This window comes from Demequina salsinemoris (genome assembly GCF_000974805.1).
Lineage (GTDB): Bacteria > Actinomycetota > Actinomycetes > Actinomycetales > Demequinaceae > Demequina > Demequina salsinemoris.
In genome coordinates this window covers 271,992-291,464 of record NZ_BBQZ01000001.1, presented here as the reverse complement: position 1 = coordinate 291,464, position 19,473 = coordinate 271,992, and the positions used below count along the sequence as shown (strand labels likewise).

Below are 19,473 nucleotides of genomic sequence, written 5' to 3'. Positions count from 1 at the left end.
GGTGGAACAATGGTGCCATGACTGCTCCCGCTCGCCGCGTCTCTGCCCGCCTCGGCGCCATCGCGCCGTCCGCCACGCTCGCCGTGGACTCCAAGGCCAAGGCCCTCAAGGCCGCCGGCCGCCCCGTCATCGGCTTCGGCGCCGGTGAGCCGGACTTCCCCACGCCCGACTACATCGTCGAGGCCGCGGTCGCCGCCGCGAAGGACCCGAGGAACCACCGCTACAGCCCCGCGGGCGGCCTGCCCGAGCTCAAGCAGGCGATCGCCGCGAAGACGCTGCGCGACTCGGGCTACGAGATCGACCCCGCGAGCGTGCTCGTGACCAACGGCGGCAAGCAGGCCGTGTTCCAGGCGTTCGCCGCGATCGTGGACCCGGGCGACGAGGTCCTCCTGCCCGCGCCGTACTGGACCACGTACCCCGAGGCGATCTCGCTCGCCGGTGGCGTGCCCGTCGAGGTCTTCGCGGGCGCCGACCAGGACTACCTCGTCACGGTCGAGCAGCTCGAGGCCGCGCGCACCGAGAACACCAAGGCGCTGCTGTTCTGCTCGCCGTCCAACCCGACCGGCGCCGTCTACTCGCCCGAGCAGACCAAGGCGATCGGCGAGTGGGCGCTCGAGCACGGCATCTGGGTCCTCACCGACGAGATCTACGAGCACCTGCTGTACGAGGACGCGGTCTTCTCCCCCATCCTCAAGCTGGTTCCGGACCTGGCCGACCAGACCATCGTCCTCAACGGCGTCGCCAAGACCTACGCGATGACCGGATGGCGCGTGGGCTGGATGGTCGGCCCGATGGACGTCATCAAGGCGGCCGGGAACTTCCAGTCGCACCTGACGTCGAACGTCGCGAACGTCTCGCAGCGCGCCGCGATCGCCGCGCTCGACGGCGGCCTCGAGGCGGTCCACGAGATGCGCACGGCGTTCGACCGTCGCCGCCGCACGATGATGTCGATGCTGCGCGAGATCGACGGCGTCGTGTGCCCGACCCCCAAGGGCGCGTTCTACGCGTACCCGTCCGTCGAGGGGCTCATCGGCCGCACCGTCCGCGGCAAGGAGATCACCTCGTCCGCCGACCTCGCCGGTGTCATCCTCGACGAGGTCGAGGTCGCCGTGGTGCCCGGAGAGGCCTTCGGCCCCTCGGGCTTCCTTCGCCTCAGCTACGCGCTCGGGGACGAGGACCTCGCCGAGGGCGTCGGCCGCATCCAGTCGCTGCTGGCCGAGTAGGCCCGCCTCTTCCGGAAGGGCCGCATCGTTCACAGGGACGATGCGGCCCTTCCGTGCGTCCGGGGGCCGTCGCCTCACGCTGGGGAGCGAGTCCTCCGACGGGACGATGGACGCGTCAGCCCGTCTCGCTAGGCTCGACCACATGAGCGCACCCGCGATCCGCGTCACGGATCTGCACAAGCACTACGGCGACCTGCACGCCGTCGACGGCCTGGACCTCGAGATCCCCCGGGGCGAGGTCTTCGCCCTGCTCGGCCCCAACGGGGCCGGCAAGTCGACGACGGTCGAGATCCTCGAGGGCTTCCGCAAGCGCACCTCGGGCGAGGTCGAGGTGCTCGGCGCGGATCCACAGAGCGCGTCCAAGCAGTGGCGACACCGCGTCGGGGTGATGCTCCAGGGCACCTCCGAGCGAGGCCTCCTGACCGCTCGCGAGTCGCTTCAGTACGCCGCGCGCCTGTACCCGAACGCCCTCGACGTGGACGAGATGCTCGCCGCGGTGGGGCTCACCGAGAAGGCGGGCGCGAAGCCCGCCACGTTGTCCGGCGGTCAGCGTCGGCGGCTCGACGTGGCCCTCGCGCTGATCGGGCGCCCCGAGCTGGTGTTCCTCGACGAGCCGACCACGGGATTCGACCCGGAGGCCCGCCGCCAGTTCTGGGGCCTCATCGAGTCCGTCAGGGAGGACGGCACCACCGTGGTGCTCACCACGCACTACCTCGACGAGGCCGACCACCTGGCCGACCGCATCGGCATCATCGCCTCGGGCCGCCTGGTCGCGCTCGACACCCCCGAGGGCCTGCGCTCCCGTGCGAGCGACGCCCAGATCAGCTGGGTCGAGGACGGCGCGCATCGCGTCGAGCACACCGCGACCGCCTCCGCCTTCCTGCGCGACCTGCTCTCCCGCACCCCCGGGGAGATCGAGGCGCTCGAGGTGCGCCATCCCTCGCTCGAGGACGTGTACCTGCAGCTCATCGGCGACACCCAGCGCGCCGCCTCCGCTGATCCCGACGAGACCGAGGAGGCGACGTCATGACCGCCACCACCGCATCGTCCACGCCGACGTGGATGTCGATGACCCGGGCCCGGCTGAGCGTCGAGCTCAAGGAGTTCTTCCGCAGCCGCGAGCAGATGGTGTTCATCTTCTTCTTCCCGATGATGCTGCTGCTCCTGTTCGGGTCGGTGTTCGGCGGCGAGGAGATCGCGCCCGGCGTGACGTTCGCGCAGTACTTCCTCGCGGGCATGGTCGCCTCGGGCATCCTCAACACGGGCTTCCAGTCGCTCGCGATGACCATCTCGATCGACCGCGACGAGGACGTCCTCAAGCGCATCCACGGCACCCCGCTGCCCGCGACGTCGTACTTCGCCGCGAAGGTCGCGCAGGTGCTGCTCGTGTCCGCGGTGCAGGTGTCGCTGCTGATCGCGATGGGGGTGGTCCTCTACGACGTCACGCTGCCGACGGACGCGGGCCACTGGTGGACGTTCGCGTGGGTGTTCCTGCTCGGCACGGCCGCCGCGACCACGCTCGGCATCGCCATGTCGACGCTGCTGCGCAACGCCAAGTCCGGCTCGGCCGTGATCACGCCGATCGTCCTGTTCCTACAGTTCACCTCAGGCGTGTTCCTCGTGTACACGGAGATCCCGACGTTCCTCCAGCACGTCGCGGAGATCTTCCCGCTCAAGTGGCTCGCGCAGGGGATGCGGTCGGTGTTCCTGCCCGAGGACTTCGCCGCCGTCGAGGCGCGCGGCAGCTGGGAGCTCACGACCGGCGCGATCGTGCTCGCGGCGTGGGTGATCATCGGGCTCGTGCTCGCCGTCAGGACCTTTCGCTGGACCCGGCACGACGACAACTGATGCGCGAAATGTGACGTTCGTCACGATTCTGAGAACGATCTCAGAGTCGCCCTGCGACTCTTGAGGAGCGGGGCGACCACGGACGGTCGATGCCCCGCCCACCGCGGCTCCTCCGTGCCGCGGACACTCGTGGGTCCGACACCCCCTCAGCTCGGGCCCCCGAAAGCAGGACAGGGGTGGCTCAGCCATCGTGCCCGCCCCTGTCCTGCCCCTCTCGCGACGCGCGACGCGTGCACCGCCCCCCCTGGTGCTCAGCGGCCGTCGCCCCCGCGTCGCGGGCCGTCCCGGTTCACGGCCCGCGACGCGCACCGGGGTCCTGCAAGAAGAGCGGCAGCCCACAGGGCCGGCGGCAGCCCCGCTCCGCCCTGCCCAGGCCCCGACCCCGACCCCGACCCGCACCTGAGACGGCTCTCAGACTTGGCGGACAACACTGGGAGCATGCAGACAACGACCTCGCGTTTTCTCCTGACCCTCCTCGCCACCGCGGGCATCCTCATCGCCGTGGGCCTCACCGCAGCAGCGGTCGGCGGCTCCCACTCCTCCGAGACGGAGGCGATCAAGGACGCGGTGGCCGTCCCTCACCAGTCCGTGAGCGCGTCGCCCAGCGTCTCCGCGACGGACGACGACGACGCGCAGGCCGACGAGAAGGCCGTCAAGGCCGACGTGGTCGAGGTCGTCGAGGACGAGGTCGTCGACCTCGCGGACACGAACGAGGACAGCGATGACGACACGACCGACGACTCGGCCGCGAAGAAGGACGACGACAAGGCCGCCACAGCGGCCGTCGAGGCCACGGACGACTCGACCGAGGACTCGACCAAGGAGGACTGCGACGACGACCAGGACCGCGACCAGGTCAAGGACCAGGACCGCGACGGCTGGGACGATGAGGACTCGGACGACGACAGCGACAGCGACAGCGCCCGCGAGCGCGAGTCGCGCGAGAACCGCTCCGAGCGCGGCGACGACCACGGCTGGGACGACTGACCTCGGCGCTCCGTGAGCACGCAGACCATCCGTGAGCTTGAGGCCGCACGCGAGCAGCGTGCGGCCTCTCGCGCACCCGGACGCCGCCGCACCGCCCGGCTGAGCGCCACGCCCCTGGGCCGGGCCCGCGTCGCCGTCGAGCGCGTGATCCACGAGACGGCGCGCTTCATCGAGGAGCTGCCGACGCTGCTCGCGGGAGCGATGACGGCCCTGCTGCCCGCTTCCGGGACGCGCGGCATCCGCCAAGCGCTGTCGGACACGGCCGGCCGCATCGTCCGTTCCGACGCGATCGCCACGGTGCGCGAGATGCCCACCGTGGCGAAGGCGATAGCGTGGGGGCGACGAAGGGTGGTCGCGCCCATGAGCGATGCGGTGACCCGTCCGCGCGGCGGGGTGAGCGTGAGGGCGCGGGTCCTCATCTACCTCACCGTGCTCACCGGCGTCGCTCTGACCGTCGCGGGCACGACCGCGTACGTGATCGAGAGGGGACGCATCGACGCGTCCATCGAGAGCGACCTCGCCCGCAAGGCCAACGACCTCGTCGCGTTCGTCGAGGAGGGCGATCCGACCACGGGCGAGGCGTTCGAGGACACCGAGTCGATCATGCGCGAGGCCATCAGACGCGTCGTCGCTACCCCATCGGAGAGCGCGGTCGCGCTCGTGGACGGGGTGCCGCGGTTCATCCCTGGCGGCACGGACATCCTGCCGATCGAGTCGGACGGCGAGCTCCTCACGGCGGCGCTCGCGGCCGCGGGCGGGTCCCCCGAGGTCCGCGCGATCACGACCGACCAGGCGGACTACCGCTACGTCGCGATGCCGGTGCAGAACGCCGACGGTGACGTGGAGGGCGTGGTCGTGTACGCCGTCGACCGCGGCGCGACCATCGCCGCGCTCGCCGACAGCTTCCAGGTCTACGCGGTCGTCGCGGTCCTCTCGCTGCTCGCGATCGGAGGCTTCGGCTGGGTCACGGTCAGCAGGCTGCTCGAGCCCATCAGGCTGCTCGACACGACCGCGCGCAGGATCTCGACGACGGATCTGTCGGAGCGGATCCCCATCGTCGGCGACGACGACCTCGCGCGGCTGTCCGAGACCGTCAACCAGATGCTCGATCGGATCGAGCGCGCGTTCTCCGAGCAGAGCCGCATGCTGGACGATGCGTCGCACGAGCTGCGCACCCCCCTCACGATCATGCGGACGCGCCTCGAGCTCGTCGAGCCGCGCGACTCCGACGCGGTGATGGCCACCCGCGACGATCTGCTCGACGAGGTCTCACGGATGACGCGCCTCGTCGAGGACCTCACGACGCTCGCGAAGGCCGACCGTCCCGAGTTCCTCCGCCTGGGGCCCGTGGATCTGTCCGAGCTCACCGAGCTCGCGCTGATCAGGGCCGAGCCGCTCGGGCCGCGCCGCTGGGTGCTCGAGGCCGTCGCCGAGGGCGAGGTCGAGGCTGACGCCGAGCGCCTCACGCAGGCGTGGCTCCAGCTGTGCGCGAACGCCGTGAGGTTCTCCGCGCCGGAGTCGACGATCTCGCTCGGCAGCGCGATCAGCGTCACGGACGACGCGCGCGCCGAGTTCCGGCTGTGGGTCAGGGACGAGGGCGTCGGGATCGCCCCGGAGGACATCGCCAGGATCCGCGCGAGGTTCGGGCGCGTCGAGGTCGGCGGCGAGGGCTCGGGCCTCGGCGTCCCGATCGTCACCGCGATCGCGGAGGCCCACGAGGGGCGCCTCGACATCGAGTCGGCGCCAGGCGAGGGGTCGAGCTTCACGATCGTCGTGCCCGCCTACGCTCCGCGCGGTGACGGGCCGTCGCCGGCGTCACCCTTCGCGCCGTCCGCGCCGGCCGCGCCGGCCGCGCCGGAGAATGGGGCATGACCAGGCTGCTGCTCGTCGAGGATGAGGACCGACTGGCGAGCTCGCTGTCCGACGGCCTGCGCGCCGCGGACATCGAGGTCGCGCGCGTCGGCACCGGGCGCGACGCGCTCGCGCGGGCGGGCGAGGGCGACTTCGACATCATGGTGCTCGACATCGGGCTTCCCGACATGGAGGGGTTCACCGTCCTGCGCAGGCTGCGCTCGAGCGGCTCCGACCTCCCGGTGATCATCCTCACGGCCAGGACCTCTGCCGAGGACACGGTGCGGGGGCTGGAGCGGGGCGCGGACGACTACATGCCGAAGCCCTTCAGCTTCGACGAGCTGCTCGCGCGGATCCGGCTGCGCGCCCGGCGTCGTGACGATGCGGCGGAGGACGCCGTGATCCGCGTCGGCCGCTGCCTGCTGGACATGGGTGCGCGTGAGCTCGAGTGCGACGGCGAGCCCGTGGAGCTGAGCCCGCGCGAGTTCCAGCTCGCCGCGCTGCTGATGTCGCATCACGGCGAGGTGGTGAGCCGCGCGGAGGCGCTCGAGCACGTCTGGGGGTCGGCGTCCAAGGAGAACGTCCTGGACGTGTACATCCGCTACCTGCGGGGACGGCTCGGGGCCGAGGCGATCGAGACGGTGCGCGGCGTGGGGTACAGGTTCGTGGGCTGAGCACGCCTCACTCCTCGCGCCTCCATCGGACCGCGACGACGAGCGCGTCGCACAGCTCCAGCCACGCTTCGACGCTGACCTCATCGACCACCGGGATGCTGTGCACCAGCGCGAGCCACCGTCCCCGCCCCCGGGGCGGCAGCAGGTAGCGCACGCGCAGAGACTCGGCCTCGGGAACCTCCTGCGGCCGCAGTCCGAGCCTCGAGGCGTGCGCTGGACCGAGCCGGGCGCTCACATGCGTCCGCAGGACGGGTCCGGCGTCCGTCGCGAGCAGGCGTGCGGTCGCGTCGTGAGCCACGAGGCCCGCGAGCGCCGCGTTCGCGTCGTGAGCGGAGTCCGTGGACATCCCGAGGCGCAGCACCGCCACGGTCATCGGCAGCGCGAGGCCGATCGCCCCGCCGGGGACGAGCATCGACAGCAGCTCGACATCCTCGCCGTCCGCGGCGGCGAACCCCTCGCTGAGCGCGCCGGCGACGGTCCGCCGCCACCGCTCGCGCTCGGCCGCGGGCACCGCTCTCGTCAGCTCGACCGAGGCGACGTCCGCCGAGCGCGGCCCGTCGCCTGGCTCGACGAGGTGCCAGCCTGCGGGGACCGTCATCTCCAGGGTCGCGGTCATGCGGGCACCTCCTCGTGATCCAGGGACGATGCGGTTGATGTGGTCGCAGTGGGCGCGCCCACGGCCGGCGAGGCTTGGGCCACATGGCCTCCCCCGCCGTCGGCACGCCCCTCGATCTCACGCGCGACATCCACCACCTGATAGGCGACTCCGCTCAAGGCGTGCTGCGGGCCGGCCGCGCTGTCGATCCCCGCCAGCAGCGCGGTGTACGCGGCACCGACCGAGCCTCCCGACGCCATGTCGAGCGCGTCCGCGACCACGGAGTCCGTCCACGCGTCGAACGTCGCCGAGAACCCGGCCGGGTCCGCGACGGTCGGGCGTCCCATCACGCTCGACATGTTGGCGTCGAGCCTCTCGCCGATCCAGCTGTCGTAGTCGGCTACGCGGAGTCGGACCGCCGCCACGCCCACCGCGGCTGTCGACGGCGAGACCCGTCCGGTCAGGGCGACGGCCCCCGATCCGACCCGATCGAGCGCTCCGGAGACGACCGCCGGCGCCCCACGCGCCGCGCGGGCGACGACGATGTCGCCAGCCTTCCCTCCGACCCGGTCGAGGACGAGCCCGGTCCCGAGGTCGGCGAGAGCAGAGACCGGGCGCCTGCCGGTGGCGACGAGCGTCGAGGTGGTCACGGCCTTGATCACCGTGACGATGCGGGCCCCCGCTTGAGCGAGTCGGGAGATGACGAACAGTGCCGAGGCCAGCGGCGCCCCCACCCCTGTCAGGACGAGTACCACGGCCGCGACGGCGGCGACGAGGGCGATGACGTCGAGCGCGGTCTCGACCCAGGGGATCGCCTCGTCGAGAAGCCATTCGAGGCGGTCGATGAGGACGTCCCACCCGCTGTCGTTGAGCGCGGACGCCTCGATCACGCAGTCGATCTCGCTGGCCCTCGCCTCCGCGATCGCGGCCCATCGCGTGCGGAGCTCGTCGAGCTGCCGCTCGCAGGCGGCGAGCGCCGCCGCCGCGTCGGCACGCTCGCGCTCCGCGGCGGTCTGCCCGCGCAGCGCGGGGATGAGGACGGCGTCCATGCCCGCGCCGGCGGAGGCGGCGGCCTCGGAGCCGATGTCCGCCTGCTCGGCCGCGATGCGCTGGTCCGCCCACGCGATAGCGGTGTGCGCGTAGGCCGCCCGGCGGCGCAGATCCTCGCCCTCGGCCTGGAACCCGGCAAGCGAGGCCGCGTAGCCGGCGAGCGCGGCCGACGTCGCCGCGTACCGGCTCTCGACGAGCCCGAGCTCCTGCTCGATGACCTCGGCAGCCTCGAGATAGGCCGCGATCGCCTCGCCCCTCATCACGGTCCCTGCTCGGATGGCGCGCAGCTCCGCGATGGTGACCGCGAGCGCGTCCGCGACCCCGCCGAGCCTGCGCGCCTGAGCGTCGATGAGCGGCGGATCACCGGTGATCGGCGACGGCTCGTCGAGGACGCTCGTCATCGGGCCCCCGCGTGGCCGCGGTGACCGGCTGCCGTGGAGGGCGATGCGGCGCGAGCGAGCGACGAGTCGGCCTCGTCGAGCGCTCCGTCGATCTGGCGCAGCGCTCCCGAGAGCGACGCTAGCGTCCCGTGCAGCGACTCGCGTCGCAGGCTCCACGTTGAGGCGAAGCGCGAGACGGCGTGCCTCATCGGGGCGGCCTCAGGGGCCTCCCCCAGCGCATTCTCGGCGGCCCCCGCATCCTCGTCCGCACGCGCGAGGTCGACCGCGAGCGCGTCGATGCGCGTCGCGGCCTCCTCGAGCGCGGCCCCGGTCACGACCAGGCTGTCCCTCACGTCCCCTCCCCGGACCCGTGCTACTGGCCGCGGATCGCGCTCGCGAGCGCCTCATCGGTCTGCTGAAGCGTGTCGGCTGCGCCGCGCAGGAACTGGCTCAGACCTTCGAGCGCCGAGATCGTCTGATGGGACGCCGTCGTGAAGGCCGTGTACTGCTCGTGGAACGCGCCCGACGAGGCGCTCGTGACGTAGCCGCCCGAGACGAGCGAGTCGATGAACGCCTTGAGCTCGGCGAGACGCGCGTCGATGTCGCTCTGCCCCGACAGCAGCTGATCGGCCGCGGTGCGCAACTCGTCGTACGTGACGGTGATGTTGGCCATGCTCTCCCCCTTGGTGTGCGCCGCCGGGCTCGGCGGACGACTGCGAACCTATGAGCCGCGAGCGTTGAGCCCCAGGGCCCGCTCGCCATCTGTGGAGAACGCGTCGGCGAGGTAGGGGATCTGGATAACGCGCTGACCGCCTGGCTCCACGGCCACCGCCCGCCCCGGTGGGCAGCCCTCGGAGAGCCGCGGCCCCCTCACGCCGAACAGGAGCTGGACGTCCGCGGGCTCGGGCGCGAGCACGATGCCCCTGCGCGCCGAGCGCAGATCCGCCGCGAGCGGCCCCATCCACGCCTGCGAGTCGGCCTCGGCGACCACCCTGTGACCGAGCCGCAACGACTGCCGCAGCGCCTGCGCCAACGCGGGGTCGGTCCCTCCCGGCCCGAGGTCTCCCAGGTGCTCGAGCAGGATCGTGACCGGGTCGTCGTCCGGCGCGGGCTCGCCCAGGGTCCGGCCCCATCGCGCGAGCAGCTCCTCCCCCGCGCGCGGCCCGCTGTGCGAGGACGTCCACGTGCCGTGGCGCGCGAGAGCGGACCGTCGAGGCGACAGGTGCACGAGTCGGGCGCGGGGGTCGGCGGCCCGGAGCGCGGCCCCGATCCAGGCGAGCGCCGCGGTGCGCCCCGATCCCGCGGGGCCCGCGATGACGTACGAGCGCTCCAGCACGAACCCCGTGGCAGCGAGGGTGGACTCCTCGATGCCGAGGACGGGCAACCCGTCGACGTCCGCTGGCAGGCCTCGCGGATCGACCACGCGCGGCATCCGGGGGACGGGCGGCGCCTTCGTACGCGACGTTCTGCCGAGGTCCTCGAGCGCGCGAGCCTGCGCGTCCACGCGCGGAGATCCGCCGGGCACCGCGATCTGCGCCTCGAGGCCGGTCGCGGCGTCGAGCGCTCGGCCTGGCGGCGCGTCGGCGGCGAGCCGGCTCGCGCGCAGGCCCGCGAGCGCGTACTCCGCGTCGTCGCCGGTCCGCAGCACGAGCAGTCGTGTCGTGAGCGATCGGAGCGACGTGTGGAGCGCTCCCGTCCTGGCCACCGTCATCACGGCATGAACGCCCGCCGCCGGACCATCGGACACGATGGCGCGGAGGTCGTCCCAGACCTGCTCGCGCCCCGGCACGTGCAGGGTCTCCGCCTGGAGCTCGGCGGCACCGTCGATGAGGAGCAGGACCCTCGGCGGGCGGGCGCCGCCGGGCGCGCCGGGGCCGCCAGCGCCGGGCGCGTCAGGCCCGCCCCCTGGCGTGCCGAGCCCGCGCCGTCGGCGCACCTCGGCGGCGAGGTCCCGCAGCAGCCGTCGCACCCGCTCCGCGTCGGTCGCCTCGATCACGTCGCCGACGCACGGCAGCGCGCGCAGCGGCGAGAGCCCTCCGCCGCCCGAGTCGACGCCGTAGACGTGGATCGGTCGGCCCTCGTCGGCTCGCGAGGCGGACGCGGCCAGCGTCCTGAGCGCGGCGGAGGCCCCCGCGCCCGGGCCCGCGACGATGAGCATCGCGCCGTCGGCCTCGAGGTCGAGCGCGAGCGGGTCCTGGCGCTGGCGTGCGGGGTCGTCCACGAGCCCGAGCACCAGCGACCCCGCCCGACGTGGCACGTCCTCGAGGGCGAGACGGGCGGGGAGCTCGTCGAGCCACGGACGCCGCACCTCGGGCTGTCCCGCGATGACGCTCGCGCGCCGCAGCGCCTCGACCACGCGCGCGGCGTCCGTGTCGAAGACCGGCTCGACCGCGGCGCCGGTGGCGCCCGTACCCGACCCCGCCGCGAGCGGGCCCTCGGCTCCGGCCCCGGCCCCGGCCCCGAGCTCGGCCTCGGGCCCGACCTCCGGCTCAGGCTCAGGCTCGGGCTCGGGCTCGGGCCACTGCCGCATCGTCCCCATGCCGACCTCGACCACCCGGACTGCGGGGCCGGCGTCCTCCCCGCGTGATCTCGCGCCTCCGAAGGCCGACTGGAAGCGCCTCACCGGTCCGGGACCCGCCCGCATGAGCACGCGCCCGGGGATCGTCGGATCGAGGCGTGCTGCCGACCCTTCGCCCAGGACGTCGCGCGAGTCCGCCTCGTCCGCCATGCGCAGCGCGAGCCGGAGGTTCGTGTTGGCGCGGAGGTTGTCACGGATCACGCCGGCGGGCCTCTGCGTCGCCATGATCAGGTGCAGCCCGAGGGATCGCCCGCGCTGCGCGATGTCGAGCACGCCGTCGAGGAACGCCGGCACCTCGGAGGCGAGCGTCGCGAACTCGTCGATCACCACGACCAGCCGGGAGAGCCCCGACCCACCACGGTTCAGCAGGGTCTCAAGGTCCTTCGCCCCCGCCGCCGCGAGCACGCGCTCGCGGTGCGACAGCTCGGCGCGCAGCGAGGCGAGCACGCGGTCGGCGAGCCGCGGGGCGAGGTCCGTGACGAGACCGACCGAGTGGGGCAGCCTCACGCATTCTGCGAAGGCCGCGCCTCCCTTGTAGTCGATGAGCAGGAAGCTCACCTGGTCCGGCCCGTGGGCGCAGGCCATGCCGAGGATCCAGGCCTGGAGGAGCTCGGACTTGCCCGCGCCCGTGGTGCCGCCGACGAGCGCGTGCGGGCCGTCGCGCACGAGGTCGAGGTAGAACGGAGCGTCTCCGGCATGGCCGACGAGGGCCCTCAGCGTGCCTCGCGCGGTGGCCCCGCGCGCGCTGCGCCACCGCGCGACGTGCACCGAGGGATCGAGCACACCGGCGCCGTGGAGGGGAGCGAGGGGAGCCTCGTCCGGGATCGCGGACCTGTCGGAGGCGACCGCGGCCGCGTCGACGAGCGGGGCCAGCATCCTCGCGGTGCGGTCCGCGGCCTCGGCGGACGCGAGCTCCGCGCGCACCCGGGTCGGGGGCCCTCCTCGCGCGACGTCGAGGACCGTCCCCTCCTCGCCTGGCCCGGTCGCCAGGACGATGCGGCATGCGCCCGGGACCTGGGACGATGCGGTCGCTACCCAGACGACGTGCACGCCGAGGTCCGGCCCCCGCTCGGCGAGGCGCACGAGGCGCGGACGCTCGAGAGCGTCGTGATCGTCCACGATCACGACGACCGAGGAGGTCCCGGGGACGCCGCCCCGAGGCTCGCGCTCTCCGGGGCGGGGCCCGGGGGCGATCGCGTCGAGGTCGGCTCCGGCGCGCGACTCCACGAGTCGTTCGAGCGCCTCGAGGAGCGGCGCGCAGGCGCCGGACGACGCGACGGCGGGACACCCGAGCAGAGCCTCGCCCGCGGACGCGTGAGGAAGCCACCTCGCCCATCCCCAGGACTGGCCCGCTCGCTCCGCCCCGGAGAGCACGGCGAGCGCGCAGTCCGTCGGCGCATGCAGGACGGCCACCTGAAGGGCCACCGCCCGCGCGGCCTCGCTCGCGCGCGGTCCGGTCACGCCGACAGCGCCGCACGCGTCGAGCGCGGCCACCACGGGCGCGTCGGGGACCACGGCGAAGCTCTCCGCGAGCGCCGCCACGCGCGCACGCGCCTCCGCGAGCGCCCGGCCTCCCGCACGCGCGACCGGCGGCGCGCTCGCGCGGACCTCCCCCGTGCCGAGCCGCAGCGCGAGGAATCGCGGATGCTCGGGCCGCCGGCTCCACAGCATCGGCCCTCGCTCACCGGCCTGCTCGCACGCGGTCCCCGTCGAGGGGAAGCGCGCCGCGAGCGCCTCCCTCTCCACCGGGATGCGATCGACGAGGAGCCGTTCGGCCTCCTCGAGCTCGGCCTCGAACGTGGCCCGCATCGACGCGAGCCTTCGGCGCCGCTCCCAGCGCGCGTCGACCACGCCAGCGACCATCATCAGCGGCGACATCACCACGAAGATCAGCGAGATCGCGCGCCCCGTGACGGCGAACATCGCCATCCCCATGAGCGCGGGAGCGAGCAGCGCCGCTCTCGGCATCCCCCTCGGCTCGGGCTCGCTCGGCGGCTCGGGCAGGTCGACCGGGTCGGAGGGCAGGAGAGGCATCGTCACCGGGGTCGGGGTGACCACGGAGTCGTCGGCCTCCGCGACGCCCCCGACCGCCGGGCCCTCCCCGAGCCGCAGAGTCGTCTCCCCGACCGTGACCTCCTCGCCCTCGCCCAGCGGCGCGCGAGTCGCCGCGACGCCCCCGACGCTGAGGCCACCGGTGGATCCGAGGTCCCGCACCTCGACGCCCGCTCCGACGTGGAGCGCGGCGTGCCGACCCGCGACCAGCGGATCCGACAGGCGCACGGCCGAGCCGGCGTCCCTGCCGACCACGTTCACGCCCGGCCGCAGCGCGAACGAGGTCCCCATGTCGGGCCCGGCGATCGCGCGCACCGTGGCGGCCTCCGTGCCGTCCGTGCCGCGCGGCGCGTCGACGACCGCGACCTCGTCCCCCGAGCGGACCGTCGACGCTCGCAGGTCCGTCTCGGGCCCCAGCACCGACCAGTCCGCGCCGGGCCCCCGCGAGCGCGACCGCAGGCGGAGCGTCACCGCGGCGTCCGGACCGCGACGACCGAGCCGCCGCGCGAGCTCGCCGACGGTCGCCCCGTCCTCGATCGACACGCCGACCATGCGCTCGCGATCGCCCTCGCGCAGGGTCAGCAGCAGATCCATCGCCCTCCCGTCGTACTCGACCGTCCCGCTCGACGCGCCGACGCTAACCGCGGCGCGGGCCGGCGGTCCGGGGGTCCGGGTGATCTGTGGACAACCGCGTTCGCGCGCCGGGCCTGTGAGTCCCTGGGCGGCGGGCGGCTGCACGACTAGCCTGACTTCGTGGACCTCAAGCTGCCTCGCCTGCCGGACGTGCTCGTCGCCGCGGCGATGCTCGTGCTGACCATCGTGACGGTGCTCGCGGCCGAGCCGGCGGCCGACACCGGCGCGCACGCCATGGACGCCGTCGGGTGGCTCCTCATCGTCCTGCAGATCGCGCCGCTGGCCTTCCGCCAGCGCTACCCCCGCGCGGTGCTGTGGGCGACCATGCTGTTCTGGGTCATCGCAGCGGGGATCGGGTACGTCGACAGCCCCGCGATGCTCGCGGTCTACATCGCCTTCTACGGCGTCGCGTCGTACCTGCCTCCGCGCCAGGCGCTCGTGCACATCGGCTCGGCGACAGGGGTGATGTTCTTCTGGATCACCGTGGGCCTGCTCGTGACCGACTACGTGTCCGCGTGGTCGTACGTCTCCGCGGGCCTCGCGGTGGCCGTGCCCGTGGGCATGGGCTTCACCGACTACCGCCGCCGCGAGCGCGTCACGGCGCTCGAGCTCGACGCGCAGCGCCGCAAGCAGGCCGAGCGCCTCGCCGCGGCCGACGCCGTGCGCGCGGAGCGTGCCCGCATCGCGCGCGAGCTGCACGACGTGGTCGCGCACGAGATGACCGTGATGACGCTGCAGGCCGAGGGCGCTCGCCGCCTCGCCTCGAAGGAGGACCCCGTCCTCGCCGAGGCGCTCGGCACGATCTCCGACTCGGGCCGCAAGGGCCTGGCCGAGATGCAGCGCATGATCGGGGTGCTGCGCACCTCCGAGAGGGAGGCCGAGGACGAGGCGGCCGAGCTCACGGGCAGGACGCGCCGGACGGGCCTCGTCGGAGCCGTCCCAGGGGACGAGTTCGCGCCGATGCCGTCGCTGGCCGCGATCCCCGACCTCGCCCAGCAGGTCGAGGACGCGGGCCTGCCGGTCACCCTGAGCATCACGGGCACCACGCACGTGCCGGCGGGCGTCGAGCTCAGCGCCTACCGCATCGTCCAGGAGTCCCTCACGAACGCCCTCAAGTACGCGGGACCGGGCGCGCATGCGACCGTCACGCTCACGCGCAGCGCCGACGCCGTCATGATCGACGTCGAGGACGACGGCCGAGGCACCATCTCCGAGGTCGCGAGCTCGAGCGGCGGGCACGGGCTCGCCGGGATGCGCGAGCGCGTCGCGCAGTTCGGCGGCACGATCGACCTCGGCCCTCGCAAGGGCGGCGGCTTCGCGGTCCACGCTATGCTTCCGGTCACGGACGACCAGGTGCGCGCGGGGATGGCGCGCGGTCGAGCCAAGGGGAGCCGATGATCAAGGTGGCGCTGGTCGATGACCAGCAGATGGTGCGCGTGGGGCTCAGGATGATCCTCGAGTCCGAGGGCGACATCGAGGTGTGCTGCGAGGCCGCCTCGGGTCAGCAGGCGCTCGAGCTCGCGGAGCAGCACGCCGCCGACGTCATCCTCATGGACGTGCGCATGCCAGGGATGGACGGCATCGCGACCACGCGCGAGCTCATCACCCGCCACCCGACCGCACGCGTCGTCATCCTCACCACCTTCGACGACGACGAGTACGTGTACGAGGCGCTGCGTGCCGGCGCCTCCGGCTTCCTCCTCAAGAGCGCCGAGGGCGACGCGCTCGTGGACGCGGTCCGCGTGGTCGCCGGCGGCGAGGCGCTCCTCGCGCCCGAGGTCACCCGCCGCGTGATCGAACGCTTCGCGACCTCCGCCTCAGGGACTGCCCCGATCCCCGTCGCGGCCGCCTCCCCGACGCCCGAGCCCACGTCGGACGCCCCCTACCAGCCCTCGCCCGAGGCGATCGGGGACCTCTCCGACCGCGAGGTCGAGGTGCTCCAGCTCATGGCGCGCGGCCTGTCCAACCAGGAGATCGCTGCCACGCTGTTCGTGTCGAATACCACGGTGAAGACCCACGTGAGCCACATCCTGACCAAGCTCGGGGTGCGCGACCGCGTGCAGGCCGTCGTCGAGGCCTACGACTCCGGCATCGTCCTGCCGCGAGGCTGACCCCGCGGGGCGACGACGCCCCAAGGACGATGCGGCCTCAGGGTCACACCCTGACTCACGGCCCTGAAACCTCGGGGTCGCGAACCGTCCCCACGGGCGATGCCCCGCGCCCGGGCGCCTGCCGACACTGAACCCGTCAGGATCATCCGCGGATCGGCCGCGGGAATCTGAAGGGGAACAGCATGACCACGACCACCGCCACCATCGCCGCACCGACCACCGTCGCGACCGCCGCGACCATGCGCAAGGGATACAAGGACTACGGCCTCGGGGGAACCGCCGTCCGCGCCCTCGACGGCGTCGACGTCGACATCGCGCGCCACGAGTTCACCGCGATCATGGGCCCGTCCGGCTCGGGCAAGTCGACGCTCCTGCACACGCTCGCGGGGCTCGACAAGCTCACCTCGGGCGAGTCGTCGATCGCGGACATCGTCATCACGTCCCTGCCGGAGGCGAAGGTCACCGAGGTGCGCCGCGACCACATCGGCTTCGTCTTCCAGTCGTTCAACCTCATCCCGTCGCTCAACGCGCGGGAGAACATCACCCTGCCGCTCGACATCTCCGGCAAGCCCGTGGACAAGGAGTGGTTCGACGAGATCATCGGGATCCTCGGGCTCGCGGGGCGCCTCACCCACCTGCCGGCGGAGCTCTCGGGCGGCCAGCAGCAGCGCGTCGCAGTCGCCCGCGCGCTCGTCGCCCGACCGGAGATCATCTTCGCCGACGAGCCGTCGGGCAACCTCGACTCGCGCTCGGGGAACGAGCTGCTGTCGTTCATGCGCCGTGCCGTGAAGGAGTTCGGCCAGACCATCGTCATGGTCACCCACGACCCCTCGGCCGCCGCCCACGCTGACCGCATCCTCTTCCTCGAGGACGGCCGGATCGTCGACGAGATGCGCGAGCCCACCGCGGACAAGGTGCTCGACCGCATGAAGCAGATGGGGCGCTGACATGCTCCGGCTCGCCTACAAGTCCGTCAAGCACAACCCCAAGAGGCTGCTGCTCACCACGGTCGCGGTCGCCCTCGGCGTCGCGCTCGTCTCCACGACCCTCACCCTCACCAACGCGCTGTCGAACGGCTTCGACGAGCTGTTCGCGGAGACGACCGGCACCACCGACGTCGCCGTCGAGGCGCAGGAGACGTCGGACGCCGAGACCGGCGACGACATGTGGGCACCCGAGGACGCCCTGATCTCGACCGACGACCTCGCCTCGATCGCGGCGGTCGACGGCGTCGCCGCCGCCTACGGAGGCATCCAGGTCGACGGCACCGCCATGCCATCCGGCTACGAGGCCGACGGCTCCATGATGTCCGGCAACGGCGCCCCCACCATCCTCTACAACTGGCACGGCGTCCCCGACGTCGACAAGGCGACCCTCGTCGAGGGAAGCGCGCCGACCGCCGACACCGACATCGTCCTGGATGTCGACTCCGCGCCGGCGCTCGGCTACGAGATCGGCGACACCGTCTCCGTCGCGACCGACACGGGCGTCGAGGAGTTCACGCTCGTCGGCCTTGTCCGCTTCGGCGAGTCGAACTCGCTTCAGACCGCCACGCTCGGCTACATGACCGAGGCGCGGGCCCAGGAGATCACGGGCCAGGACGGCTTCCAGGAGGTCGCGGTCGTCACCGAGGACGGTGCCGACAACGACGCCGTCGCCGAGGCGCTCGCCGATGTCGTCCCGGCCGGCACCCGCGCCGTCACGGGCGAGCAGCTCCAGGCCGAGCAGTCCGAGAGCCTCGACAGCATGCTCCAGTACATCGACATCTTCGCGATCACCTTCGCCCTCGTCGCGCTGTTCGTCGGCTCGTACATCATCGTCAACACGTTCCGCATCGTCGTCACCCAGCGCACCCGCGAGTTCGGCCTCATGCGGGCGATCGGGGTGACGGGGAGCCAGGTGCGACGCACCGTGCTGCTCGAGGCGCTCGTGATCGCGGTGGTCGCCGCGACGCTGGGGATCGGCCTGGGCTATCTGGGCGCGCTCGGGATGGCGGCGGTCGCCGAGAGCTTCGTCGGGGACATCTTCGGAACGATGTCCCTGCCTCTCGACGCCGTGCTGTGGAGCTACGCGCTCGCCGCGCTCGTCACCCTTGTCTCCGCGCTGCTGCCCGCGATCCATGCCTCGGCGATCTCCCCGATGGAGGCGCTGAGGGAGTCCGCGACCGAGTCCAAGAAGCCGCTCAAGACGCGCAACATCGTGGGTGCCGCGATCGCGCTGCTCGGCCTCGTCGGGGTGTTCGTCGGCCTCTACACCGACCTGTCCATGCCGTACGTCTACGTCGGAGCGGGAGCGATGGCGCTCGTCGTCGGAGTGACCCTGCTCGCCGCTCAGGTGCTCGTGCCGCTCGCGTTCGGGCTGCGGGACCTGCTCACGCGCGTGTTCAGGATCGACGGCAAGCTCGCCGCGAACAACATCCGCCGCGAGCCCAGGCGGTCGGCCAACACCGCGGCCGCGCTCATGATCGGCGTGATGCTGCTCGCCCTCGTGTCCACGTTCACCGAGTCCCTCAAGTCGGTGATCACGGGCGAGTTCGATGCCATGGAGGCGGACCTCTTCGTCACGGACTCGGGCGACGGGGTCGTGCCCGAGGGCGCGCTCGACATCATCGAGGGCGCGGCCGGGGTCGACTTCGTGACCTCGGTGGGGCTCACGTCCGTCGAGTACGACGACGAGGCGCGCACGCTCGTCGCGATCGACACCGCGACCTTCGAGTCCGCGTACGAGACCGACGCCGACAGCGACCTGTCCAGCATCGGCGACGGCGTGTTCATCGCGCCGGACGTCCAGGACCTGGGCGTCGAGGTCGGCGACGAGGTCACCCTCGTCGGCGCCACCGGGTCCGTCACGCTCGAGGTCACGGGCCTCGTGGACTCCTCGGAGGACGGGTCGTTCTGGGTCGACTGGTCGACCGCCGACGCCCTCGAGGACGGCCTCGGCGCCTACCAGTCGCTCGTGGTGCTCGACGACGGCGAGGACGTGGACTCGGTCCAGTCGGCGATCCTCGACCGCTTCACCGAGGAGTACCCCCTCGTCGTCCTGCAGACGCCGGACCAGATGACGCAGCTCGCCACCTCGTTCACGGACATGATCCTGGGCGTGATCTCGGCGCTCCTCGGATCGGCCCTCGTGATCGCGATCCTCGGCGTGGCGAACACGCTGCTCCTGTCGGTCACCGAGCGCACCCGTGAGATCGGCCTCCTGAGGGCGGTCGGCGTGAGGCGCTCGTCGGTCTGGCGGATGATCACGATCGAGTCGATGGTGATGGCGATCTTCGGCACGGTCCTCGGGATGATCCTGGGGGTCGGGCTGGGGGCGGCCCTGGTCAAGGCCCTCGCGGAGTTCGGCTTCGGGACCGCGACGATCCCGTGGGGCTGGCTCGCGCTCTACACGGTGGGCGCTGCCCTCGCGGGAGTGATGGCCGCGATCTGGCCCGCGCGGCGGGCGTCGCGCCTCGACATCCTCGAGGCGGTGGCCGCGGACGGCTGACC

Annotated in this window: 15 protein-coding genes; 10 read left to right on the top strand and 5 right to left on the bottom strand. The window is 72.8% G+C overall.

From position 1 onward, the window contains the following. Window positions 1-17: 17 nt before the first annotated feature. The 6 genes from AOP78_RS01325 (at window position 18) to AOP78_RS01300 (ending at window position 6,583) form a co-directional block, all read left to right on the top strand. On the top strand, window positions 18-1,223 hold the full coding sequence (locus AOP78_RS01325) for a pyridoxal phosphate-dependent aminotransferase (RefSeq protein ID WP_062200712.1): 1,206 nt from the start codon (window positions 18-20) through the stop codon (window positions 1,221-1,223). A 142-nt stretch (window positions 1,224-1,365) separates the two neighbouring features. Beyond that, complete coding sequence (locus AOP78_RS01320) at window positions 1,366-2,253, top strand: ABC transporter ATP-binding protein (protein WP_062200711.1); 888 nt, start codon at window positions 1,366-1,368, stop codon at window positions 2,251-2,253. Beyond that, the gene (locus AOP78_RS01315) at window positions 2,250-3,071 is read left to right on the top strand and encodes an ABC transporter permease (protein ID WP_083979667.1); all 822 of its coding nucleotides are present in this window, start codon (window positions 2,250-2,252) and stop codon (window positions 3,069-3,071) included. Before AOP78_RS01320 ends, AOP78_RS01315 begins: the two co-directional genes overlap by 4 nt. Window positions 3,072-3,509: 438 nt before the next feature. After that, a complete protein-coding gene (locus AOP78_RS01310; protein WP_062200710.1) occupies window positions 3,510-4,058 on the top strand; it encodes a hypothetical protein in 549 nt (182 codons plus the stop codon). Window positions 4,059-4,070: 12 nt separating this feature from the next. Beyond that, window positions 4,071-5,930: a sensor histidine kinase gene (locus AOP78_RS01305; protein ID WP_062200709.1), complete on the top strand. Its 1,860-nt coding sequence runs from the start codon at window positions 4,071-4,073 to the stop codon at window positions 5,928-5,930. Continuing rightward, window positions 5,927-6,583 carry a response regulator transcription factor gene (locus AOP78_RS01300; protein ID WP_062200708.1) on the top strand — a complete coding sequence of 219 codons (657 nt, stop codon included), beginning with the start codon at window positions 5,927-5,929 and terminating at the stop codon, window positions 6,581-6,583. Before AOP78_RS01305 ends, AOP78_RS01300 begins: the two co-directional genes overlap by 4 nt. A gap of 7 nt (window positions 6,584-6,590) precedes the next feature. Here AOP78_RS01300 and AOP78_RS01295 read toward each other — a convergent pair whose 3' ends face one another. The 5 genes from AOP78_RS01295 to AOP78_RS01275 are packed head-to-tail and all read right to left on the bottom strand — an operon-like array spanning window position 6,591 to window position 13,832. Beyond that, window positions 6,591-7,199: a hypothetical protein gene (locus tag AOP78_RS01295; RefSeq protein ID WP_062200707.1), complete on the bottom strand. Its 609-nt coding sequence runs from the start codon at window positions 7,197-7,199 to the stop codon at window positions 6,591-6,593. Next, window positions 7,196-8,629 carry a hypothetical protein gene (locus AOP78_RS01290; protein ID WP_062200706.1) on the bottom strand — a complete coding sequence of 478 codons (1,434 nt, stop codon included), beginning with the start codon at window positions 8,627-8,629 and terminating at the stop codon, window positions 7,196-7,198. The genes AOP78_RS01295 and AOP78_RS01290 overlap by 4 nt, the downstream gene beginning before the upstream one ends. Beyond that, window positions 8,626-8,961, bottom strand: a complete 336-nt coding sequence (locus AOP78_RS01285; protein ID WP_062200705.1) for a hypothetical protein — start codon at window positions 8,959-8,961, stop codon at window positions 8,626-8,628. The genes AOP78_RS01290 and AOP78_RS01285 overlap by 4 nt, the downstream gene beginning before the upstream one ends. A 20-nt stretch (window positions 8,962-8,981) precedes the next feature. Next, the gene (locus tag AOP78_RS01280; RefSeq protein ID WP_062200704.1) at window positions 8,982-9,281 is read right to left on the bottom strand and encodes a WXG100 family type VII secretion target; all 300 of its coding nucleotides are present in this window, start codon (window positions 9,279-9,281) and stop codon (window positions 8,982-8,984) included. 48 nt (window positions 9,282-9,329) lie between these two features. Beyond that, window positions 9,330-13,832: a type VII secretion EssC family protein gene (locus tag AOP78_RS01275; RefSeq protein WP_062200703.1), complete on the bottom strand. Its 4,503-nt coding sequence runs from the start codon at window positions 13,830-13,832 to the stop codon at window positions 9,330-9,332. 159 nt (window positions 13,833-13,991) lie between these two features. Here AOP78_RS01275 and AOP78_RS01270 point away from each other — a divergent pair, with 159 nt between their 5' ends. The 4 genes from AOP78_RS01270 (at window position 13,992) to AOP78_RS01255 (ending at window position 19,471) form a co-directional block, all read left to right on the top strand. Continuing rightward, window positions 13,992-15,269, top strand: coding sequence for a sensor histidine kinase (locus tag AOP78_RS01270; RefSeq protein WP_062200702.1), 1,278 nt, complete (start codon window positions 13,992-13,994; stop codon window positions 15,267-15,269). Next, window positions 15,266-15,982, top strand: a complete 717-nt coding sequence (locus AOP78_RS01265) for a response regulator (RefSeq protein ID WP_062200701.1) — start codon at window positions 15,266-15,268, stop codon at window positions 15,980-15,982. The genes AOP78_RS01270 and AOP78_RS01265 overlap by 4 nt, the downstream gene beginning before the upstream one ends. Window positions 15,983-16,164: 182 nt before the next feature. Further along, complete coding sequence (locus AOP78_RS01260; RefSeq protein WP_062200700.1) at window positions 16,165-16,929, top strand: ABC transporter ATP-binding protein; 765 nt, start codon at window positions 16,165-16,167, stop codon at window positions 16,927-16,929. A gap of 1 nt (window position 16,930) precedes the next feature. Then, window positions 16,931-19,471 carry an ABC transporter permease gene (locus AOP78_RS01255; RefSeq protein ID WP_062200699.1) on the top strand — a complete coding sequence of 847 codons (2,541 nt, stop codon included), beginning with the start codon at window positions 16,931-16,933 and terminating at the stop codon, window positions 19,469-19,471. The last annotated feature ends 2 nt before the right edge of the window (window positions 19,472-19,473 follow it).